General features: G+C 48.9%; 13 protein-coding genes. 6 read left to right on the top strand and 7 right to left on the bottom strand.

Translation table 11 applies throughout. From position 1 onward, the window contains the following. Window positions 1-50: 50 nt before the first annotated feature. Genes AAA857_RS05405 through AAA857_RS05425 form a run of 5 tightly spaced genes read left to right on the top strand, consistent with a single transcriptional unit; the run spans window position 51 to window position 4,503 of the window. Window positions 51-233: a hypothetical protein gene (locus AAA857_RS05405; RefSeq protein WP_338173899.1), complete on the top strand. Its 183-nt coding sequence runs from the start codon at window positions 51-53 to the stop codon at window positions 231-233. Continuing rightward, on the top strand, window positions 234-2,375 hold the full coding sequence (locus AAA857_RS05410; RefSeq protein ID WP_338173901.1) for a hypothetical protein: 2,142 nt from the start codon (window positions 234-236) through the stop codon (window positions 2,373-2,375). Then, window positions 2,372-2,743 (top strand): hypothetical protein, encoded by a 372-nt coding sequence (locus tag AAA857_RS05415; RefSeq protein WP_338173904.1) that lies wholly within the window; start codon window positions 2,372-2,374, stop codon window positions 2,741-2,743. The genes AAA857_RS05410 and AAA857_RS05415 overlap by 4 nt, the downstream gene beginning before the upstream one ends. A gap of 38 nt (window positions 2,744-2,781) precedes the next feature. Next, complete coding sequence (locus AAA857_RS05420) at window positions 2,782-3,702, top strand: DNA adenine methylase (protein WP_338173906.1); 921 nt, start codon at window positions 2,782-2,784, stop codon at window positions 3,700-3,702. A 15-nt stretch (window positions 3,703-3,717) separates the two neighbouring features. After that, window positions 3,718-4,503, top strand: coding sequence for a hypothetical protein (locus AAA857_RS05425; protein ID WP_338173908.1), 786 nt, complete (start codon window positions 3,718-3,720; stop codon window positions 4,501-4,503). 467 nt (window positions 4,504-4,970) lie between these two features. Here AAA857_RS05425 and AAA857_RS05430 read toward each other — a convergent pair whose 3' ends face one another. Genes AAA857_RS05430 through AAA857_RS05445 form a run of 4 tightly spaced genes read right to left on the bottom strand, consistent with a single transcriptional unit; the run spans window position 4,971 to window position 13,374 of the window. Further along, complete coding sequence (locus AAA857_RS05430; protein WP_338173910.1) at window positions 4,971-5,657, bottom strand: hypothetical protein; 687 nt, start codon at window positions 5,655-5,657, stop codon at window positions 4,971-4,973. Beyond that, entirely contained in the window at window positions 5,657-6,535 is an 879-nt protein-coding gene (locus AAA857_RS05435; RefSeq protein WP_338173912.1) for an AIPR family protein, read from the bottom strand. Before AAA857_RS05435 ends, AAA857_RS05430 begins: the two co-directional genes overlap by 1 nt. Window positions 6,536-6,577: 42 nt before the next feature. Further along, window positions 6,578-9,925: a methylmalonyl-CoA mutase family protein gene (locus tag AAA857_RS05440; protein ID WP_338173914.1), complete on the bottom strand. Its 3,348-nt coding sequence runs from the start codon at window positions 9,923-9,925 to the stop codon at window positions 6,578-6,580. Between the two features lie 50 nt (window positions 9,926-9,975). Then, entirely contained in the window at window positions 9,976-13,374 is a 3,399-nt protein-coding gene (locus tag AAA857_RS05445) for a hypothetical protein (RefSeq protein ID WP_338173916.1), read from the bottom strand. A gap of 113 nt (window positions 13,375-13,487) precedes the next feature. On the opposite strand from AAA857_RS05445, the gene AAA857_RS05450 reads away from it, so the two are divergent. Beyond that, entirely contained in the window at window positions 13,488-15,164 is a 1,677-nt protein-coding gene (locus AAA857_RS05450; RefSeq protein ID WP_338173918.1) for an ABC-F family ATP-binding cassette domain-containing protein, read from the top strand. Window positions 15,165-15,232: 68 nt separating this feature from the next. Here the strand turns inward: AAA857_RS05450 and AAA857_RS05455 are convergent, their stop codons facing one another. From AAA857_RS05455 to AAA857_RS05465, 3 genes are all read right to left on the bottom strand, one after another. After that, window positions 15,233-16,183, bottom strand: a complete 951-nt coding sequence (locus AAA857_RS05455; protein WP_338173920.1) for a glutathione S-transferase C-terminal domain-containing protein — start codon at window positions 16,181-16,183, stop codon at window positions 15,233-15,235. Between the two features lie 89 nt (window positions 16,184-16,272). Beyond that, window positions 16,273-16,944 carry a hypothetical protein gene (locus AAA857_RS05460; protein WP_338173923.1) on the bottom strand — a complete coding sequence of 224 codons (672 nt, stop codon included), beginning with the start codon at window positions 16,942-16,944 and terminating at the stop codon, window positions 16,273-16,275. Between the two features lie 62 nt (window positions 16,945-17,006). Next, complete coding sequence (locus tag AAA857_RS05465) at window positions 17,007-18,914, bottom strand: AMP-binding protein (RefSeq protein WP_338173925.1); 1,908 nt, start codon at window positions 18,912-18,914, stop codon at window positions 17,007-17,009. Between the last annotated feature and the right edge of the window lie 4 nt (window positions 18,915-18,918).

Consider the following 18,918-nt stretch of genomic DNA (forward strand, 5'->3'; position numbering starts at 1 on the left):
TCATGTCAGCAGTACGGAATGATTATCAAATGTCATGGTTATATTAGACCATGGAACAGGATACTCTCCTTTTGACCGAGTTTCTCAAACATGGTAAAAAGCAAGGTCTGGAAGAGAACTTCCTCCGAGAAATGTATGTATTCTTGTTCAAGAATCAATACGTCATGGCAGGCGACCGGGATCACGTCCGAGCGCAATTGTTGAAACTTATCAGGGCAGAAACGGGTGATTGAATGGAACTTCAATACCTAGTCCTCTACAACATTGGTCCTTTCAGAGGTCGGAAGGAAATTGATCTCCGCACCGCTCGACCAGGGAATGGGTTTGCCTTTTTTGCAGATAACAATCGAGGAAAAACATCGATCTACAATGCAATGCGATGGTGTCTGTTTGGAGAAGTCTCCGCTCGTGCGCGGACGGTCAACGGCGAAGTTTACGGTGGTGGCATGCTACCGATGGTTGGTGAAGGTAAAAGCCTCATGAACAACCATGCATACCAAAATGACGACCAAGAAATGGAAGTGATGATTTTGGCAACAACCTCCCAAGGTGACGTTGTTATCAGACGCACAGCGAAGTCAACCACCATTTTTGCTCGAAAGGATTCTGAGATAAAGACCGCCATCTCTGTTAAAATCGGCTCAAATGATCTGCTCTCGGGAAGAGAAGGGGAAGAGGCGATTCAGCAATTTTTCCCGAGAGAACTTGAACGGTTTTTCTTCATTGACGGTGAAGCGCTTGAAGAATACACCGAGATGATGCAATCAAGTTCACTCAAGGGCCTCAAAGACGAGGTCAACGCTGTTCTGGGAATTCCTGCCCTGACCCGTGGCGATGATGATCTGTCAAGAATCCGTGAAGGCGTGAAGTCAAAGATAGGGGTCAAACAAAAAGCTGCCAAAGCACAGACAAAGGCTCGAGATGCCGCCAACAATCAGAAATTAAAACTTGAGAAAGCCGTTAAGGAACGAAATAAGAAAGAAGCATTGTTGGAAACGGTGCTTGAAAAACTGGAGCAGACGGAACTGGCCCTGAGTGAACACAAAGAAATTCAGCCACTAATTGAAGAGAAAAAGAGATTGGAAGTGCAGTTGGAACTGAACAAGGAAACACTCTCAAACTTTGCCAAGGACAAACAAGACGAGGCTAAAACTGCCTGGAAAATCTTGTTGTGGAAACGTACCAAACCGGCCTATGAACAATACAGATCACAGCAGCAGTCCTCACTACTTCACGATCGAGACATCGAAGATTTGGAATCGAAAATCAGAGATGCAGAAAAAGATATCAAAGAAATGACAGGCATTTGTGGTGAATGCGGTCAACCACTTCCAGACCTTGAAAAGTTCAAAAGGCGGAAAGAATCCGAATTGAGCGAACTCAATATCAAGCTTCAATCAATGAAGGAAAAAGAAATCCTTCCATTGGATACGCTGAATAAAATCGTTGGCGACTTAGGAGAGTTGAAGCCAGAATCGAAGTCAATGGACAGAATTACCAAAGCCAACAACCGATGGAAAAACATGGCAGATGAAATCCAAAACCTCGCAGAGAAAATAAAGAATCTCGATGAAAAGGTAGATGAGGAGGCCCAGGGTGAATTCGCTGAATTAAGTGAACGTCGTGGGCGCCAACAAACGGTTGTCGCGAACCGCCGAGCCGAGTTGAAAGTAGCCAGAACAGAGGTGTCTCTTGCAGAAACCGAATTACGGAGACTTGAGCGGCTTGCTGGTAAATCTGTTGAGAATCAAGGGGAACACGAACTTGACAACCTCATCGGTGCACTCCAAGTGACCGTCAAAGACACCATCGCCTCCTACAGAGAAGAGGCGAGGAAAAAAGTACAAACAAGAGCCTCATCTGTTTTTAAGCGCCTCAACAACGCACCAGAAGTCTACACAAATATTCGAGTTGACAAAAGCTTCAAGACAGAGATTTTGAACAGCAAAGGAGGCGTTTCCCCGAATCCTTCCAGCGGCGCCACTGTCATCATGACCATGAGCGTGATCGATGCCCTTCGACATGTCTCGGGAATGAACATACCAGTGTTCCTTGACACTCCGGGGCGCTCCCTTGATGAACAACATAAACAGAACATGCTTGAGTATTTTTGGAAGACCGAAGGCCAGCAATTCTTGATATTCGCCCATAGCGGAGAATACGAAGTCGGGCCGACGGTTGAACGGTTCAATGATCAGTTGGCCAAGGCGTTCACTCTTTCTTTACCAGGAGATCACAAGACGTGCTACATGGTTGAGTGCAAGGGTGAGGATGTGGATTACGACGTTGCTTCCAAAGTTAATACATGCAAAGATTGTGGAAACACATGGGACATCACGTCCGATGAGACATTGATTTTGGAGGTGCCGCTATGACAGAAGAATTGAAGACGGGAAGTTTACAACTATCAAGCGAGATGCATGGTTTCATCTCAAATCTGGTTAATTCAGATTCATCTTCTGTTGACACTCCCTTTGATTCTATTGTTGAAGGGTTCAGGTTTGCTTTCTCCTTAGGGCATCTCCATGGTAAAACAAAGAAAATCGGGGCTTCCTCGCAAACTGTTTCTCCTCGTGGATTTGTCGCTAAAGATTACGAAGTTCTTATCGCAGACGAATGTAGGGCCAGAGACATCTCTTTGGGTGGCCTAATCAGCGAATATGCTGAGGCCGGACTGGAGATGATAGCGGAGCATCAAACGGCAGGTGGCCTGATTTTAGATTTACTTTCTGTCGAACCCTAACATGAATCTCTAAATGCTGTCGCCAATGATTTCGTCCTATGCCCACCGAAACACCGGCTCCCCGTCCGTTTCTAAAATGGGCAGGGGGAAAGCGGCAACTCCTTTCCGAGATTCAAGAACGCCTTCCTGAAAATCTGGATGACTATGATACCTATGTCGAGCCCTTCATTGGCGGAGGGGCCGTCATGTTCCATCTTCTTCATCGCCACAACTTCGAACGAGTCATTGCTCTGGACATCAACGCTGAACTCATTTTGTGCTACAAGATGCTTCAATCCGATGTGAAAAAGGTCATCGCTGAACTCAGGACGTTGCGTGACCTCTATCCTGGCTATGAGGAACAGGAAGAGCGCAAAGCTTTCTTCTATGCTGTTCGAAGCGATTGGAATGCCTCAGTCGGTGATGTATTTTCCCTCAAGAAAAGCGATCAGGTAAAGCGAACGGCACAAACCATTTTCCTCAATCGAACCTGTTTCAACGGCCTCTTTCGTGTGAATTCAAAAGGTCATTTCAACGTCCCCATCGGCTCTTACAAGAATCCTTCAATCCTGGACGAGGAAAATCTGCTCAATGTTTCAAAGAGCATTCAAAACGTCCAGTTTCACCATGCTCAGTACAGCCACGTCTTGCATTTCTTGGGCAAGAAGACCTTCGTTTACTTTGACCCACCGTATCGCCCGCTCACCACCAGTTCAAGTTTCACGGCCTATTCTAAAAGTGGGTTCAACGATGAAAATCAAGAACAATTGGCTGCACTTTGTCGCCAACTTGACAAGAACGGCGTTCTTTTCATGCTCTCTAATTCAGACCCCAAAAATGCAGACGAAGAGGACCAGTTCTTTGACGACCTGTACGACGGTTTCCGCATTGATAGAGTTGAAGCGAACCGAGCCATCAACAGCAAAGGGACTGGGCGAGGCAAAATCACTGAAATTCTGGTTCAAAATTATAACACATGACGCCAAGCAGACTGCATGGCTTCATCCAAGAACACTGCTTGGAACGAAATTTTTGATGTCCTTGACATCCATTCACATGATTTCAATAAAGAACCGTACAGAATTTCTGCGAAGCAAATCAAACGAATTTGTTCCAAATTCTCCGAAACCGCCGAAAAGGAGCCTCGTATCATTTGTTACCAGGCCCAACGAAAGGACCGCCCCCAAGTCTTTGTTGACCGAGGACTGTTTCTCTTGCCTGTAAAAAACGGACATTATGTCATCGTTAAAAGGACGGAATCTTGTGATGGATACATCGATATCCCGCCAATCACATCACCACCCGTCCAATTTCGTTCAAATCTGGCCTTTGAATTACGCTCTTCGAAAGTGGGGGATTCTGAAATGCAACATGTTGACAAAGCGTATGCCTTAGGCATAATCCAAGACTTCTGCGGCGTCAACCCGATGTTTTTGACCATTCGGGGGCGCAAGTACTGTCCCGAATTTTCATTCTCTGTCGGTTCACAGGCTTTAGTGGCTAAAGGTGTACAAACAGAAGTTGACGCAGGTTATGAGGGAGAAGATACCGTTGTCCTCATAGAAGCAAAAAACACCAAAGTGAAAGACATCATCATTCGTCAACTATACTATCCCTACAGACAGTGGTGGCATCATACAAAGAAGGATACAACCGTTCTCTTGTTTGAGTTTAACGAAGGGATGTACCACTTGTGGCAGTTTGAATTTAAAGACCCAAGTGAGTATACGTCTATCCTTTTACTAAAATCTAGAAGGTATTTAGTTCATCGGATTGCTTAGATTAAACTCCAGCGTCCTGGTTAGCGTGGCATGGCGAGGTTTGTTCTTTTGTTCATCCCAAAGGTCAAGTGATCGAAGTTCGTCCTTGAGCTCCTCAAAGAACTTCAATTTGCCGATGTTTCTCCTTACATTAAATTCAACCTGTTTAGTACGAATGTATTCATCCTCGAGCGAGTCCATATATCTTTGAACTGAACGTTTGCAGTACGCATATTTTATTCCGAGGAAAGGGTTTGGGACGGATTTATTACTGCTGTCTCGAAAAGTTTGCATGTCTGAGAATACCCAACATCTCCACTCATGGTGAATGGTGAATGCTCCGTAGAGATCAAAATATGCGTGGCATGTCGGGCAGGGATTTACGATATTGAAAATTCTATCTTGTTGGTTTTCACTGAACGCGGCTCGCCCCTTGACGTGAGCCTGTTCTACCACACTGTCTGCTCCACAAACCCAGCAAAACAGAATTACACCTCTAAGAATCGTATTGCATTTACTAGTGGCTTTTGAGCACCACGTTGAGGGTCGTAATCATCAATATCATTAATCTCGGGCCGTAGGGCCATTGTGTTAAACGCCGTTGAATTAATGATTTCGAATAATCTGCCTTCGGAACCACGGGTAACTGCTCCCCAATTCGAATTCTGACCCATTGTAACATTGTTCTTGATATCATTTAGCCAAGGCCCAAAATTCAATGCAACAAACTCAATTGGATCAATTATCCAACCAATCTCCCTGAGGAATTTTGAATCTTGGTTTTGTAGGTCATTAACGAAAGCACCGTCATTGCCAAAATATCCTTTCAGGAGACCTGCATCGTCCTTTACTCGTCTGCTATGGAGGTTCATCCTCATTGCAAACAGTAGACAGTTACGGATGGATTTCTGTACTTTTTTTACCGGTATGTTCTGAATTCCAGAGTATTGTGCAGGTTCCGATCCTTTTTGACTGACATGGTCCGTCCAATAAGTGTGCAATCCTTTCCTCGTTCCAGTGTTAATCTCATGCCCTGAGAACATAACTGGAACCCCCCATTGAGCAGTATTGTCCATAACATGAAATGCTTGGCCAATGTAATCTCTTGCCTTCAAAAGTTCGTTTACGAACAAAGCATTTTCATAAAGTTCGTCTTCAATTGGCTCGTAAGGCATTACAATCCCACCGTCTTTTTCATGACATTGATTCCACGATTTTTATCTGTGAGCCGTCCTGCTTTGATGATACTATCGTTGACTCCACCTGGACATGGATTGTTTTTAGTAGGATGGCCCTCGTTTTGTGATAAAGTGAAACCATACAAGAGCCAGCAAATATCCAAGGCATCTTCGGCGTCATCGTCAGCATCTGTGTCTCCTACATTAAACGCCCATCTCCCTCGCCAATCCTCATTCAGAGATGTTTTTATGTGTTCAAAAGCACCTAGTTGATTGAGTCTGTCTGCCAAATTTAGTTCACGGTGAGTATTTCTTGCGTCAGCCGCCTCAACATAATCCTCCTCTTCGTAATCGTCTAAGCACCAAATTCTGCAGGAGACTCGGATTTGGTCTATATTCTGTTGAATTCCTGCAACATAGGCGAGCACTGATGTGGTGAGCCCACCATTGACAATACCTAATTTCTCTCCTTGGAAATTGATTCTGATTTTGTTGTCATCGGCTAGGATTTCGTAACTAGAACAAAAGATGTCTACTCCTGTATTTTCTACAACAAAATCATCTGGCTGAGTTGTAATTGTGTTGAAAATACGATCAAAGGTGTTACACAAAATTGGAAACCGAGGATTTGCTCCGTAGGGCAAAGTCTCAAAGTCAGGACCTAGGAACTCTCTGCCACTTACAGTAACCGAAATTTCACTTCGAGCATTTGTATGAGTTCTCTCGATCATGGTTCCTGCAATGTATTCCATTTCAACTTCAATCTCCGTCGGCAGATAATTTAACTCAAAAGGTTCAATTTCGTCTCGATTGCTTGTTTTTCCACGAACCTGTGCTTGTAACACTTGAACATCATTACCAAATGAGAGTGGCATGGTTCTTTCCTCAAGGTTGTTCTTGATAATGCTTTCGCATACTCACATGTTGCGCCGATACTGCCCACCAACGTTGAACAGCGCATCGGTAATCTGACCGAGACTGGCGACCTTCACCGTCTCCATCAATTCTTCAAACACGTTTCCACTTTGTCGTGCAACCTCTTGCAGTTGCATCAGTGCAGCCTGCGTAGCATCGCTATCGGCGGTCTGACGGTCGGTCACACGCTCCAAGCAGGCTTCCTTCTCTTCTGGAGTCGCCCGGGCAAGTTCCATCTCAAAGTCGTCTGCTGCTGATTCGTCAAACACCTGAGCGTTCGGGTTCTGGAAGGTATTCACGCCAACAATCGGCAGCGTGCCGTCGTGCTTGAGGTGCTCGTAGTACATTGATTCGTCCTGAATCTTACCGCGCTGGTACATGGTCTCCATCGCACCAAGAACGCCACCACGGCGAGAGATGGCTTCGAATTCTTGAAGCACTGCTTCCTCAACCATATCGGTCAATTCGTCCACGATGAACGAGCCCTGAAGTGGATTCTCGGTCTTCGTCCAGCCGCTTTCTTTGTTGACGATGAGCTGAATCGCTAGGGCGCGTCGCACGCTCTCTTCAGTCGGCGTGGTAATGGCTTCATCGTAGGCATTGGTGTGCAGTGAATTGGCGTTGTCTTGGATGGCGAGGAGCGCTTGGAGGGTGGTTCGTATATCGTTGAAGTCAATTTCTTGGGCGTGAAGGCTGCGTCCACTGGTTTGAATGTGGTACTTCAGTTTCTGACTTCGCTCGTCTGCTCCGTACATGTCTCGCATGGTAATCGCCCAAATGCGGCGTGCGACTCGTCCAATGACCGTGTATTCAGGGTCAAGTCCGTTGGAGAAGAAGAACGAGAGGTTCGGTGCAAACTTGTTGATGTCCATGCCTCGGCTTCGGTAGTATTCCACGTAGGTGAATCCGTTGGCCAGTGTAAGCGCAAGTTGAGTAATGGGGTTGGCGCCAGCCTCTGCAATGTGGTAGCCTGAAATGGAGACGGAGTAGTGGTTTCGCACGCCGTGGTCGATGTAGTACTGCTGAACGTCGCCCATGAGTTTGAGGGCAAAGGGCGTTGAAAAGATGCAGGTATTCTGCGCTTGGTCTTCCTTGAGAATGTCGGCCTGGACGGTTCCACGAACGGTTTGCAAGGTTCGTGCCTTGATCTCCTCGTAGGTCTTGGCGTCCACCAACTCGTCGCCTCGTCGTCCAACCGTAGCAAGTCCGAAGCTGTTGTGCCCTTCGGGTAAATCGCCACGATAAGCAGACTCCAGCAACTTCACCGGCTTGCCTTGCTGGGTCAAATACGCCTCAATTTGTTGGTCAATAGCAGCGTTGAGGAAGAAAGCGAGAATGATGGGAGCAGGTCCGTTAATGGTCATGCTCACCGAGGTATTGGCGTTGCACAAATCAAATCCAGAATACAATCGCTTAGCGTCATCGGTCGTTGCAATGCTCACGCCAGAGTTCCCAACCTTACCCCAAATATCAGGGCGCCGTGCAGGGTCCCGCCCATACAGCGTGACCGAATCAAAGGCAGTTGACAAACGGACGTAATCTTGGCCTTGGCTCAAGAGATGGAAACGACGATTGGTGCGCTCAGGTTCTCCTTCACCTGCAAACATTCGAGCCGACAATTCATCGGTTCGCTTGAAAGGAAACACGCCTGCGGTGTAGGGGAAATGTCCCGGAGCATTCTCTTTGGTGATGAAACTGTGGAGTTCGCCGTCGTCAGCAAAGGTCGGTAGGGCAACACGTGGTATGGCGGAGTGAGCCAAAGATTCGGTGGTGGTTTGGACCTTGAACGCCTTGCCCCGAACGTGGTAGGTGTATTCTCCAGTGGCGTATTCTGCGGCCAAGTCACGGAATGCAGCCAATCCTTCGCGAGCCTCATTGACGCTCTCCAACATCTCGTCGATTTGGGCATGGAGGTCGTCAGCCACATTCTTTGCACCTCGCTCTTGAGCGTGCTTAGCCGCCGTTTCCAAGTGTTGACAGAGCCGCAGTTGCTGGGCAATGTCTTCGTTGGCTCCGTGATAATCACGAACGGTTGCGGCAATTTCAGAGAGGTAGTGGATCCGCTCAGCAGGAATGACGCCCTTACGCTGCCCCATCTCGTCCATCGGTTGGCTGGCTTCAAAACCGACCAAAGCGGCGACCTTCTGCCATAATCGGTCCACGCCACCGTCTGCAAACTGACTGGCAATGGTAGCGACAACAGGAAGTTCCTCATCTGCGATTTCAAACAGGTTTCGGTTGCGGCGTACTTGCTTACGAATGGCTCGCAGTGCATCTTCACTGCCGCGTTTCTCGTACTTGTTGAGAACGACGACATCAGCGACATCGAGCATCTCAATCTTCTCAAGTTGAGTGTGAGCTCCAAACTCTGCCGTCATCACGTAGAGCGAACGGTCGGCCACCGTTGTGATGGCGTCGCTGCCCTGACCAATTCCGCTGGTCTCACAGAAGATGAGGTCAAAGCCAACCGCCTTGGCGACCTCAATCGCTCGGTCAAGATTCGCACTGATCTCTGAGCCGCTTCCACGGCTGGCAAGACTGCGCATGTAGAGGTCGTTGTTGGAAAGTGAATTCATACGGATTCTGTCACCAAGCAGTGCTCCACCGGTTCGCTTTCGCGTTGGGTCAACGCACAGCAGACAGACTTTCTTGCCGGGATTGTCACGCTGGATGCGCAACATTAACTCGTCCAAAAGACTTGATTTTCCTGCTCCTCCGGTTCCAGTAAATCCAATGACGGGGACGTCTTTGTCTGAAGACCGGCATGCCTCAACTGCTGCTTTGAAGGTCTTCTCATCAGCCGATTCAGAGAGCGTGAGAAGAAGGCCAACCTTGGCCATGTCTTCTGGGGTAACGGGTCCATTCAGCGTTGCAAGGCGTTCTTCGGAAATCAAATCCACTTCACTTGCTTGCGCCATGAGGTCGTGAATCATGCCCATGAGTCCCATGGTGCGGCCATCATCAGGCGAGTAAATCTTGGAAATACCCGACTGGTGGAGCGTACGAATTTCAGGAGGCGTGATGGTTCCACCTCCTCCACCAAAGATGCGGACGTGCTCACAACCGGCCTCATCGAGCAGTTCCCGAATGTAGGTGAAGTACTCGACGTGACCGCCCTGATAGGATGTGAGTGCCACGGCGTGAGCGTCTTCTTGAATGGCGCAATCCACGACGGCCTTTGCGGATTGGTCGTGGCCCAAATGGATGACTTCTGCTCCGGAGGATTGAATGAGACGACGCATGACGTTGATGGCGGCGTCATGGCCGTCAAACAAGGACGCAGCGGTAATGACGCGAACGGGTCCAGCAGATGTTGAGAAGACAACCTCTTCTTCCGCCTCGTCCGCCATGCTCCGTCCAGCAGGCTTTGGTTCATCAATTCAAGGGTGGATCTGCAACCCTACCAGCCTTGCTCTTGTTCGTAATTGGCGTCGCTTGGAACGGGGGGTATGTCCTTCGAGTGAGGTTGGACAATCTGGCCTTGGGCGGTGCCCGATTGTTGTGCCTCATAGGCTTCTTGTTGGCGATAATATTCAGCCCATTGCTCTTCGTTACTTTTGCTCGTTTGACCGCTGTAGCCTTGGTGCATAGCTTGTTCCAGCGAATCGTCAAGTTCTGTTCGCATCCGTTCGAGACGAATGGCTTGGTGTGGTCCGAGCATGCGCATCATGACGGCTCGCTCGTAATCCGTAGCAATCTCTTCGAGTTCTTCACGGCGGGTGGCGCCCTGAAGACGCTCCTCAAATCGCTTAGCACGACCGCCTCGGGTGAAGATACCAATCAAGATCCACGTGGTCAGCGGAATTCCAACAAAGACCCCAATCAAGTCCCACGCACCCAAACCGACGTTGGTTCCGGGCAACAAGATTTCAAAACTATCTATCGGTTTAGAATTTGCGTCGTAGGGGTCGGTGCCCGCATTCAGTTCAGCATCATCGAGTACTCCGTCATTATCGTCGTCAGGGTCGGCTCGGTCACCGACGCCATCTCCGTCAAAATCCCGGGTCTCCGTTGGATTTGATGGAAAATCGTCGTCATCATCGGGAACACCATCGTTGTCAAGGTCACCAGGTGAGCTCAACTTTGGCAGCACGTCTATACTGTCATTATAACCGTCATTATCAAAATCAAAGAGGTAAGGGTCCGGATTGTTTCCAGATTGGTTGTCACCAAAACCATCTCCGTCCTCATCTTTGCATTGCGTAGAATCGTCGGGAAAGAGGTCGGGATTACGGCCGTTGGCGTTATCGCCGCAGCCGTCGTTGTCGAGGTCTGACCACTGACTTGGCTCCGCAAGGAATGCATCGTAATCTTCACCTCCGGGGTTGTCACCATATCCATCCCCGTCAATGTCGTACCATTGCGTCATGTCAAGTGGGAATCGATCGGCATTGGAGCCAAATTGATTGTCGCCAAAGCCGTCATCATCAGTATCCAACCATTGTGAGGGGTCAAAGGGAAAATCGTCAACAGAGTCCTCGTATGAATCTCCGTCAGAGTCAACCCACTGGTCGGGGTTGTTGGGAAATCCATCGTTCAAATCAGAATAACCGTCACCGTCGGTATCCAAGCAGCCATATCTGTCATAGGTGGAGGTGCCGGCGACATTTGGACAGGCATCGCCCCGAGTGCCACCGACGTTGTCTCCGTATCCGTCTCCGTCCGAATCGACTTGTTGAGTTGGATCAAATTTGAACTGGTCGTAATCCAAGCCGACTATGTTGTCCCCGTATCCGTCTCCATCCAAGTCTTCCCATTGCGTTGGATTTGTTGGTAAATCATCTTCTTGATCTGCCCATCCGTCGCTATCTTGGTCTGCACATCCAAGGGCGCCAGAGTTACTGGTGCCTGCGATGGTCGGACAATTGTCGCCGAGCACACCCAGTGGGTTGTCTCCAAATCCATCACCGTCCGTGTCGGACCATTGGCTCGGATCGTTGGGAAAAATATCGTTCTCATCACTAAATCCGTCAAAATCGCTGTCAAGGCATCCACGCTTGTCCCGGCTTGACGCTCCTGCAATCGTTGGACAGTCATCACCGAGATTTCCAGTTTCGTTGTCCCCGTATCCGTCACCATCTTCATCAGCCCACTGAGTGGAATCGTGAGGGAATCCATCGGAATCATCTGCCCATCCATCAAGATCAATGTCGGTGCAGCCTTGACGACCGAGTGTTGATGGTCCAGGGGAAAAAGGACAATCATCACTGTTTGAAAATCCGCCATTGTCGCCGTAGCCGTCCCCATCTTGGTCGCTCCACTGGTCGGCATCATTGGGGAACGAATCAGTTGAGGCGCCGTAGCCATCTCCATCAGCGTCGAGGCCAAAGAAGGTCAATGTCTGCAGAATGCCGTCATTTTGGAGCATCAGCAGTTCACCCATTCCTGCAGTCAAAGCCTCAGGGCATCCGCTGTTGACATTGTGTGAAGTGACGTTGATGATGGTGGCTCCCTGCCATGCGATCACAGAAATTTGTTCATTTTGTCCTCCGACTTTGATGGCAGCGTTATCGTTGGTCAGACTACCTGTGTGACATACAGCAGCATAACCCGTGTTTGGGGTGCTGGTGGCTGCCATGCTGAGAAGGTCACGGCTGGATTTGACGGCGATTCCGCCGGAAAAGTCACTGGTGCCCAGCAGGCCCATGTTTGCATTCCTTCCTTTGAAGGTCGTAACTTCTCGACTGGTATCTCCTGCGTCTGCAGCTTCATGCTCAATAAGAGAACATTCTTGATTTCCTCCACCCGTCCAACCCTGGATAAAGAGAGCACTGTGGCTGCCGTAGTGGGCAGTTTCAACTTCAATATCAATGCCAGAATTGCAATCAACAAAAGCCAAGACATCTCCGTCGAAACTCTCCGTAGATGTTGCAAGGCTGTACGATGAGAAGGCCAAACCCATGGACAGGGTCATTGCATCTCCACCGGTTGCACTCCACGATGAGGTGGATCCGAGTAAGGATGAAGCGTGCTGTGCTGTGGTTTGCTGACGGCGTTCACAATGCGCGTTAGCCATGCTTTCAATGCCCTGGCTGTGGGCGTAGAGGGATTGAGGGCACGCAGGGTTCGGCCCAATGGTGGTGAATCCGCCTCCTGTTTCGGCAGGCAGATAGTTCATCCAAGTGGATTCGGGAGAAAACCACTTTGCTACAGCGGTAGTGCTCAAAGCATTGGTTGTAGCATTCCATGAGACCGTGATAAGAGAGTAACGGTCTGTGCCGGTTGAACATGTTTGACTCATGAAAATCAGTTGTCCGTTGGGGCATCCAAAGGTGGCGTAAATGTCTCCACCAGCGACATCCATTGCATACGTGATGAGGTCCCCGACCCCTCCCCCAGTTGTGCTGGATTGTAGAGTTTTAGCGTTGATTAAACTGAGTTGTTCATCGTAAGCCTGTAGGACAACTCCGTTTTGAGTATGATTCGTTAACGTCACGATTATGGTTGAAGAAGCTCGCATCTCAAAAGGAGCGATTGTTGTAAAGGCCGTGTCAACAACCGTACCGTTGTGTGCTAAGGTCAACAAGGCTCCGCCGGCAGGTTGTCCAGTCCAAGCGTAGGCCCCAACAGAACCAGAACCATCGTGGCTCACAGCAACGACATAGGTTTGCCCGACGTGGTCGATGTCCACGACCTTCGTGCTGGAAGCTACGTTTAGCGAGAAGTCGGCAATCATATCAGAGGCCTGAGTTACGAACAAGGGTGACTCTTTTTCTTCCAGTGATTGGTGGGGTGGGGGGAGGCTCATAATCAGAAGCAATACGGTTACAGCAAGAGCAGTTTGTGAGATTTTGGCCATGGTTCTTATTCAACCTTCTCCTTAATGAAACCCTGCGTTTAAACCTCCAAGGCTCATTTCACATGGGGGCTTATTTATCAACAGGGGACTCGGCGCCATAATTAGGGAGACTCATGGTTCGTGAACTCATCAACGTCGAGGCGGTAGACCGCGCCTTTGGTGCCGTTGATGTTCTGCGCGATATCAACCTCAAAGTCAACGACGGGGACCGCATTGGTATCGTCGGACACAACGGGGCTGGAAAAACCACGCTCTTGAACACCATCAGCGAACAAAAGCAGGACACGGGAGACATTGAATTTGCACCCGGGATTCGTATTGCTTACCTCACTCAAATTCGGGACCTCGAATCCGATTCGACCATTGAGGAGGAACTCGGTCGCAAAGGACGCCAATTCCAAGAACTGGAAGATGAAATCGCTGCTATTGAAGCCCGCATGATCGACCCTGCGTTTTACGAAGGCGATTGGGAACCGGTTATGGAACATTATACTCAACTCCAACAGACGCTTGCGGCCAGTGGCGGTGGTAACGTTGCTGGAATCGCCAAAGGAATTCTTGAACGGCTCGGTCTTGACAAGCACCCAATGGATATGGCTGTGAACAAACTCTCAGGTGGAGAGCAAGCCAAACTCGCTCTCGCTCGTCAATTGGTTGGACTCAACGGCATTGACGTCATCTTCCTCGACGAGCCGACCAACCACTTGGACATTCAAACCACTGAATGGTTGGAAGACTTCATGCGCACGTTCAAAGGCGCACAATTGATTGTTTCTCACGACCGTTATTTCTTGGACCAAGTGTGCACTCGTATTGTGGAAGTTGACAACCTTCGTGCCTGGCCATGGAAGGGCAACTATTCACAATTCTTGAAGCAAAAAGAGGCCAGTGAGGCATCTCTTGGTGATATGATCAATACCATTGAAAAGAAGATTCAATCCACAATGGGTGCGTTGTCACAAATGAAGCGGGCCAACAAATACGACAAGTCCATTTCAGCCAAACACAAGATGATTGAACGCATGCAACAAGAACTCAAAGCGCTCAGAGCCCGCATGCCCAAGAAGCGCAAGAACCTCGTTTTTTCACTCGAGGCAACCGATAAGGGAAGCATGGACGTCTTGATGATTGAAGACGGAACCATGACGTTTGAAGGTCTTGAACGACCCATTCTCAAGAAGCAATCACTGGAAGTTCGTAAGGGCGACCGCATCGGGATTGTCGGCGGGAACGGACAAGGCAAAACCACCTTGCTGAAAATTATCAACGGAGATTTGAAACTCGACAGCGGCTCTTTCGATTTGGCCCCAGGATGTGAAATCGGATACTTCCACCAAGACCACGCTACCCTTGATTTCAACCTCAGCCCGGTTGAACAAATTGAGAAACTACGCCCGGATTTCCAATACGGTGACATACGTGCTGCTTTGGGTCGTTTCCAATTCTCAGGCGAGCAGGTGACGACCAAGCTCTCTCAACTTTCTGGTGGAGAACGAGCCCGTGTGGCTCTTCTGAAACTCCTGCTTGAACAGAACAACCTGTTGTTGATGGACGAACCGACCAATCACTTGGACATGGATTCCAAAGACACGTTGGAAGAAGCGCTCGTTAACTATACCGGGTCACTCATTACCGTATCTCACGACCGTTGGTTCCTGGACCAAGTCGTCAATCGCATTTGGGAAGTTGACGGTGGAAACGTCAAGGTTTACTACGGAAACTACACCGATTACGTTCGTGCCAAGAAGGGTCTTCCGCCCCTTGCAGAAGACGAGATTTCAGAAGTCTGAACTCGTCCATCGTTTGGTTGGGCAGAACCAGCATATTCTCCACTTCTGGGGGCCTTAGGTCACTCAAGTTACTTCGTGTGTGCGCCTTCAAGTGGCCCGAGTGGAATGATTCGGAAGGTGTTGATGTTCTGATGGGACCAGAAATAGTGGGCCTTGATGTGATGCCAGTGACAGGTTTCCCGAACACCAGGTTGGTCAATCATCCGCTCAACAAATGCCTGAAGGTTTGGGTAATCGATGATTCTACGCAAATTGCACTTGAAATGGACAACATAGACCAAATCAAACCTTGCAAGTGTTGGGAAGAGGCAAATGTCTGCTTCAGTCAGTTGACCAACGCCTTCTCCGACCAACCACTCTCTTCCCTCAAGATGAATTTCTAACTCGTCCAAGCGGGCAAACAGTGCGGTAACCGCTTCATCGTATGCTGATTGTGTGCGTGCGAAGCCAGATTTGTAGACACCATTGTTCACGGGTTCGTAGTTTGCATCGATCATGGCGTCAATCGCTTCACGCAGTTCCACAGGCGAAAGTGATGTTCCGTTTCCCATGCCTGCTTGTGCAAACGAATCGAACATCCGAACAATTTCACGGCTCTCGTTGTTGACAATGGTACTGTGTTTACGGTCCCACAATACGGGAACGGTTCCGATTCGTTGACTTTCATTCCATCCCTGGAATGCTCGGTTGTATATGCCTTCAAGACTTGATTCACCGTTGATGGTATCTGCAGTGGCTCCCTCTTCTTCATCGTTGAACGACCAGGAACCATCACTGTTCATACGCCAATCCACGACATCTACGCTGATGTCATCTTCCAGGCCAAGCAAGGTTCGAGTGATGAGCGTTCGATGAGCCCACGGGCATGCGTGAGATACGTAGAGGTGGTACCGTCCGCTTTCAACATCAAAGGGGCCGTCGTTGACGATATGGTCGCGAAATTCACTTGTTTTTCGGACAAACTTGCCCGATTCAAAGGCTTCAGTCCACGCACCTGCTTGCTCATCTGTTGGTTTCATGTCACTCGCAAAACGCCATGTCTATTGACTCAAACGGTTTCTTCAGCGATACCGTCCTCAACCGTCACGAAAAATTCAACATCAAGATTTCACAAGTCCAGTGCGAATAATCCGAGAGATTGGTCCGCCTCACAGTAATGGTTGTAGACATCCAGCACTCTTTTTTCTTCAAACAAATTAAGATAGGAATCGTAGCGCTGGATGAGTAAATTACGCTCTTCTTCTTGAGTTTGATTGTCAGTTCCTTGGTCAACAAAGAGAGCATGATGACTTGACAGTTCTTTGTTAAGTCCGATGAAGCACATTTGCAATTTTCCATCGTCGTTAACATCTGTGATATTCATCTCATTTGCCTTTGTCTCATTGAAGTTGTATTGTGTTGCGAGAGAAAACGCAATACCCTGTTCAGTGAATATAACTCCTGTAGTGAGGTCTTTTGTTTCAAAGAAATGGAACACAGGTGACTCAAAGGATGCATCATCAAACCAAACTCCGTCAGAAGATGACGCTTCTGCTGGAACATCAAAGACGAAAGCTTGTCCATTTTGAATCTGGTCAATACAGCCGATGAATGGTTCCTGATCGCATGGTGATATCGATACAGTTTCTAAAGTGACGTTGTTCCCTTCTTTTATCTGAAGGTCAATTGCAAAAGAATACTGAAAGTAGTACAAGTCGTCGATTTCCATTCCAACTTGCGCATCCTCTTTAGACAGTGGATTGACGCATCCTGCTATGGACAGAGTTAATGCCACGCACATGACGAAAAGTATTGTTTGTCGGTTGTGGATACCCATCTCTCCTCAAACAAGATAAATGAGCGTCAAGCGATGGCTTGGATTTCTTCGTCGTGCTTCTTCAAGAGGTTTCGTAGTTTGACCTTCATGGACGGCGTCAACATTTCGTTGTCAGTGGTCCATTCTTCCGAATCAAGAATGAGGGTACGAGCAACTTCATATCCTTTCCAATCTGGAGCAATCATGTTGTTCTTCTTGAGGTTAGTCAACAGGAATTCACGAACCTTAGGATCAGCGCAAACTGCTGCGTCATCACCGGATGCTGAGATTCCCGCACCCTTGAGCGCAACACGAAGCGCTTCCATGTTCGGGTGAGCCACGAGGAAGGTGTTGAGCATGTTACGTCCGTCAAGCACACATTGTTCGATGAGTGGGTTGAGTTTGATCGTCTCTTCAAGGGATGAAGGAGAGACGTACTTGCCGTTTTCCAACTTGAATTGAGACTTGACACGTCCGGTAATTGAAAGATAACCGTCGGTGAGTTTACCCAAGTCACCGGTACGGAATGTACCCGGTTCAATGATAACTTCCTTCGTGGCTTCCTCGTTGTTCCAGTATCCCATCATGACGTTGGGCCCGGTGACGATGATTTCTCCTTCGTCAGGTCGGTCTGGGTCGTCCCATGCATCGGTATCGATGGTCACGGTAACGCCGTTAGCCACTCGGCCAACGGTGTTGAGTTTGCTTGTACCAGGTCCAGACCATCCGTTTGCGGAAACAAGCGGTGAGGTCTCGGTAAGGCCGTATCCTTCGTAGCAGCTGAATCCAACCTGTTGGATAAAGGCTGCAACATCTGGTGAGAGTGCAGCAGCACCTGACATACAGAATCGAATGTTGCCTCCAAATCGGGCGCGGACCTTGGACCAAACGAGTTTGTCCCACAGTTTGTCAAAGAATTTGGTTGGAGCGACAGCGTCGCATTGAACGCCAGCCTTGGCGATTCGCTTAAGAGAGGCTTTCTGTGCCTTGTTAACGAAGACTTTCTTCAGCCCAGTTGCACTCGCAAATTGAGCGTTCACTCGGTCGTAGAATTTGTTCCAAACGCGAGGTACGGCAAGCAAAACAGCAGGTTTGATCTCGATGCATTCGTCAGCGATACGCGTCAAGTCAGAAATGAGGTTGATGTGGACGCCACAGCGAATCATCCAGTGCAAGTCAAAGGTTGAACCAAAAGAGTGCGCCCACGGCAAGAACGCAGCGTTTTTGTCACCGACATAGATGGTGAAGGCAGATTGAACACACAAAATGTTGGACAGCGTGTTCCAATTGGAGAGCATGACTCCCTTTGGGTTTCCAGTTGTACCTGATGTGTAAATGAGCGTGTTCAATGCAAACGGGTCGTCTGCAATCTCGAAGTCGGGGGCTTCTCGGCCCGCTGCGACGAAATCGTTCCATGCATGGACTGTTACTCCCTCGGGAGGCAGTTCATTGGCTTCTTCATCACCCAAGAGGAGAATTCCACACGATGGCCACTTTGATGCATCGGCCGGCATATTGGCGACCAGTTTGTCAAGCACCGTGGTATCTGCAACGGCGAGCAACGAAGGAGTAGAATCGTTCAAGATAAACGCCCATTCTTGGCCGTGTTGGTGGGTGTACATGGCGGTATATGCAGCACCGATTCCGTTTGCTCCGTAGGCTAAGGCCGCCCATTCAACGGAGTTGTTCAGGATGAGTGCTACACGGTCTCCGGCTTGGACGCCGACAGACGCAAGTTGCTTACCAACTGCAGTAGAGAGGCTACCAAAGGTCTTGTAGTCAAGATGGACGCGAGGCATGTCTTTTTCGGGGATGTATCCAAAGCAAGGCAGGTCTCCAAATCGGTCCACGCTGGTCATCAGCATTTGGTAAAGTGTCCGAGGGTCATCCCCCTCAGGCACCTTCCATTGTCGGTCGTTCGGCTGTCGGTCCCATGCGAGTTGAGAAGGTTCCATGCGT

Origin of the sequence: Candidatus Poseidonia alphae (assembly GCF_943787815.1) — an archaeon.
In the GTDB taxonomy this organism is placed as follows: Archaea; Thermoplasmatota; Poseidoniia; order Poseidoniales; family Poseidoniaceae; genus Poseidonia; species Poseidonia alphae.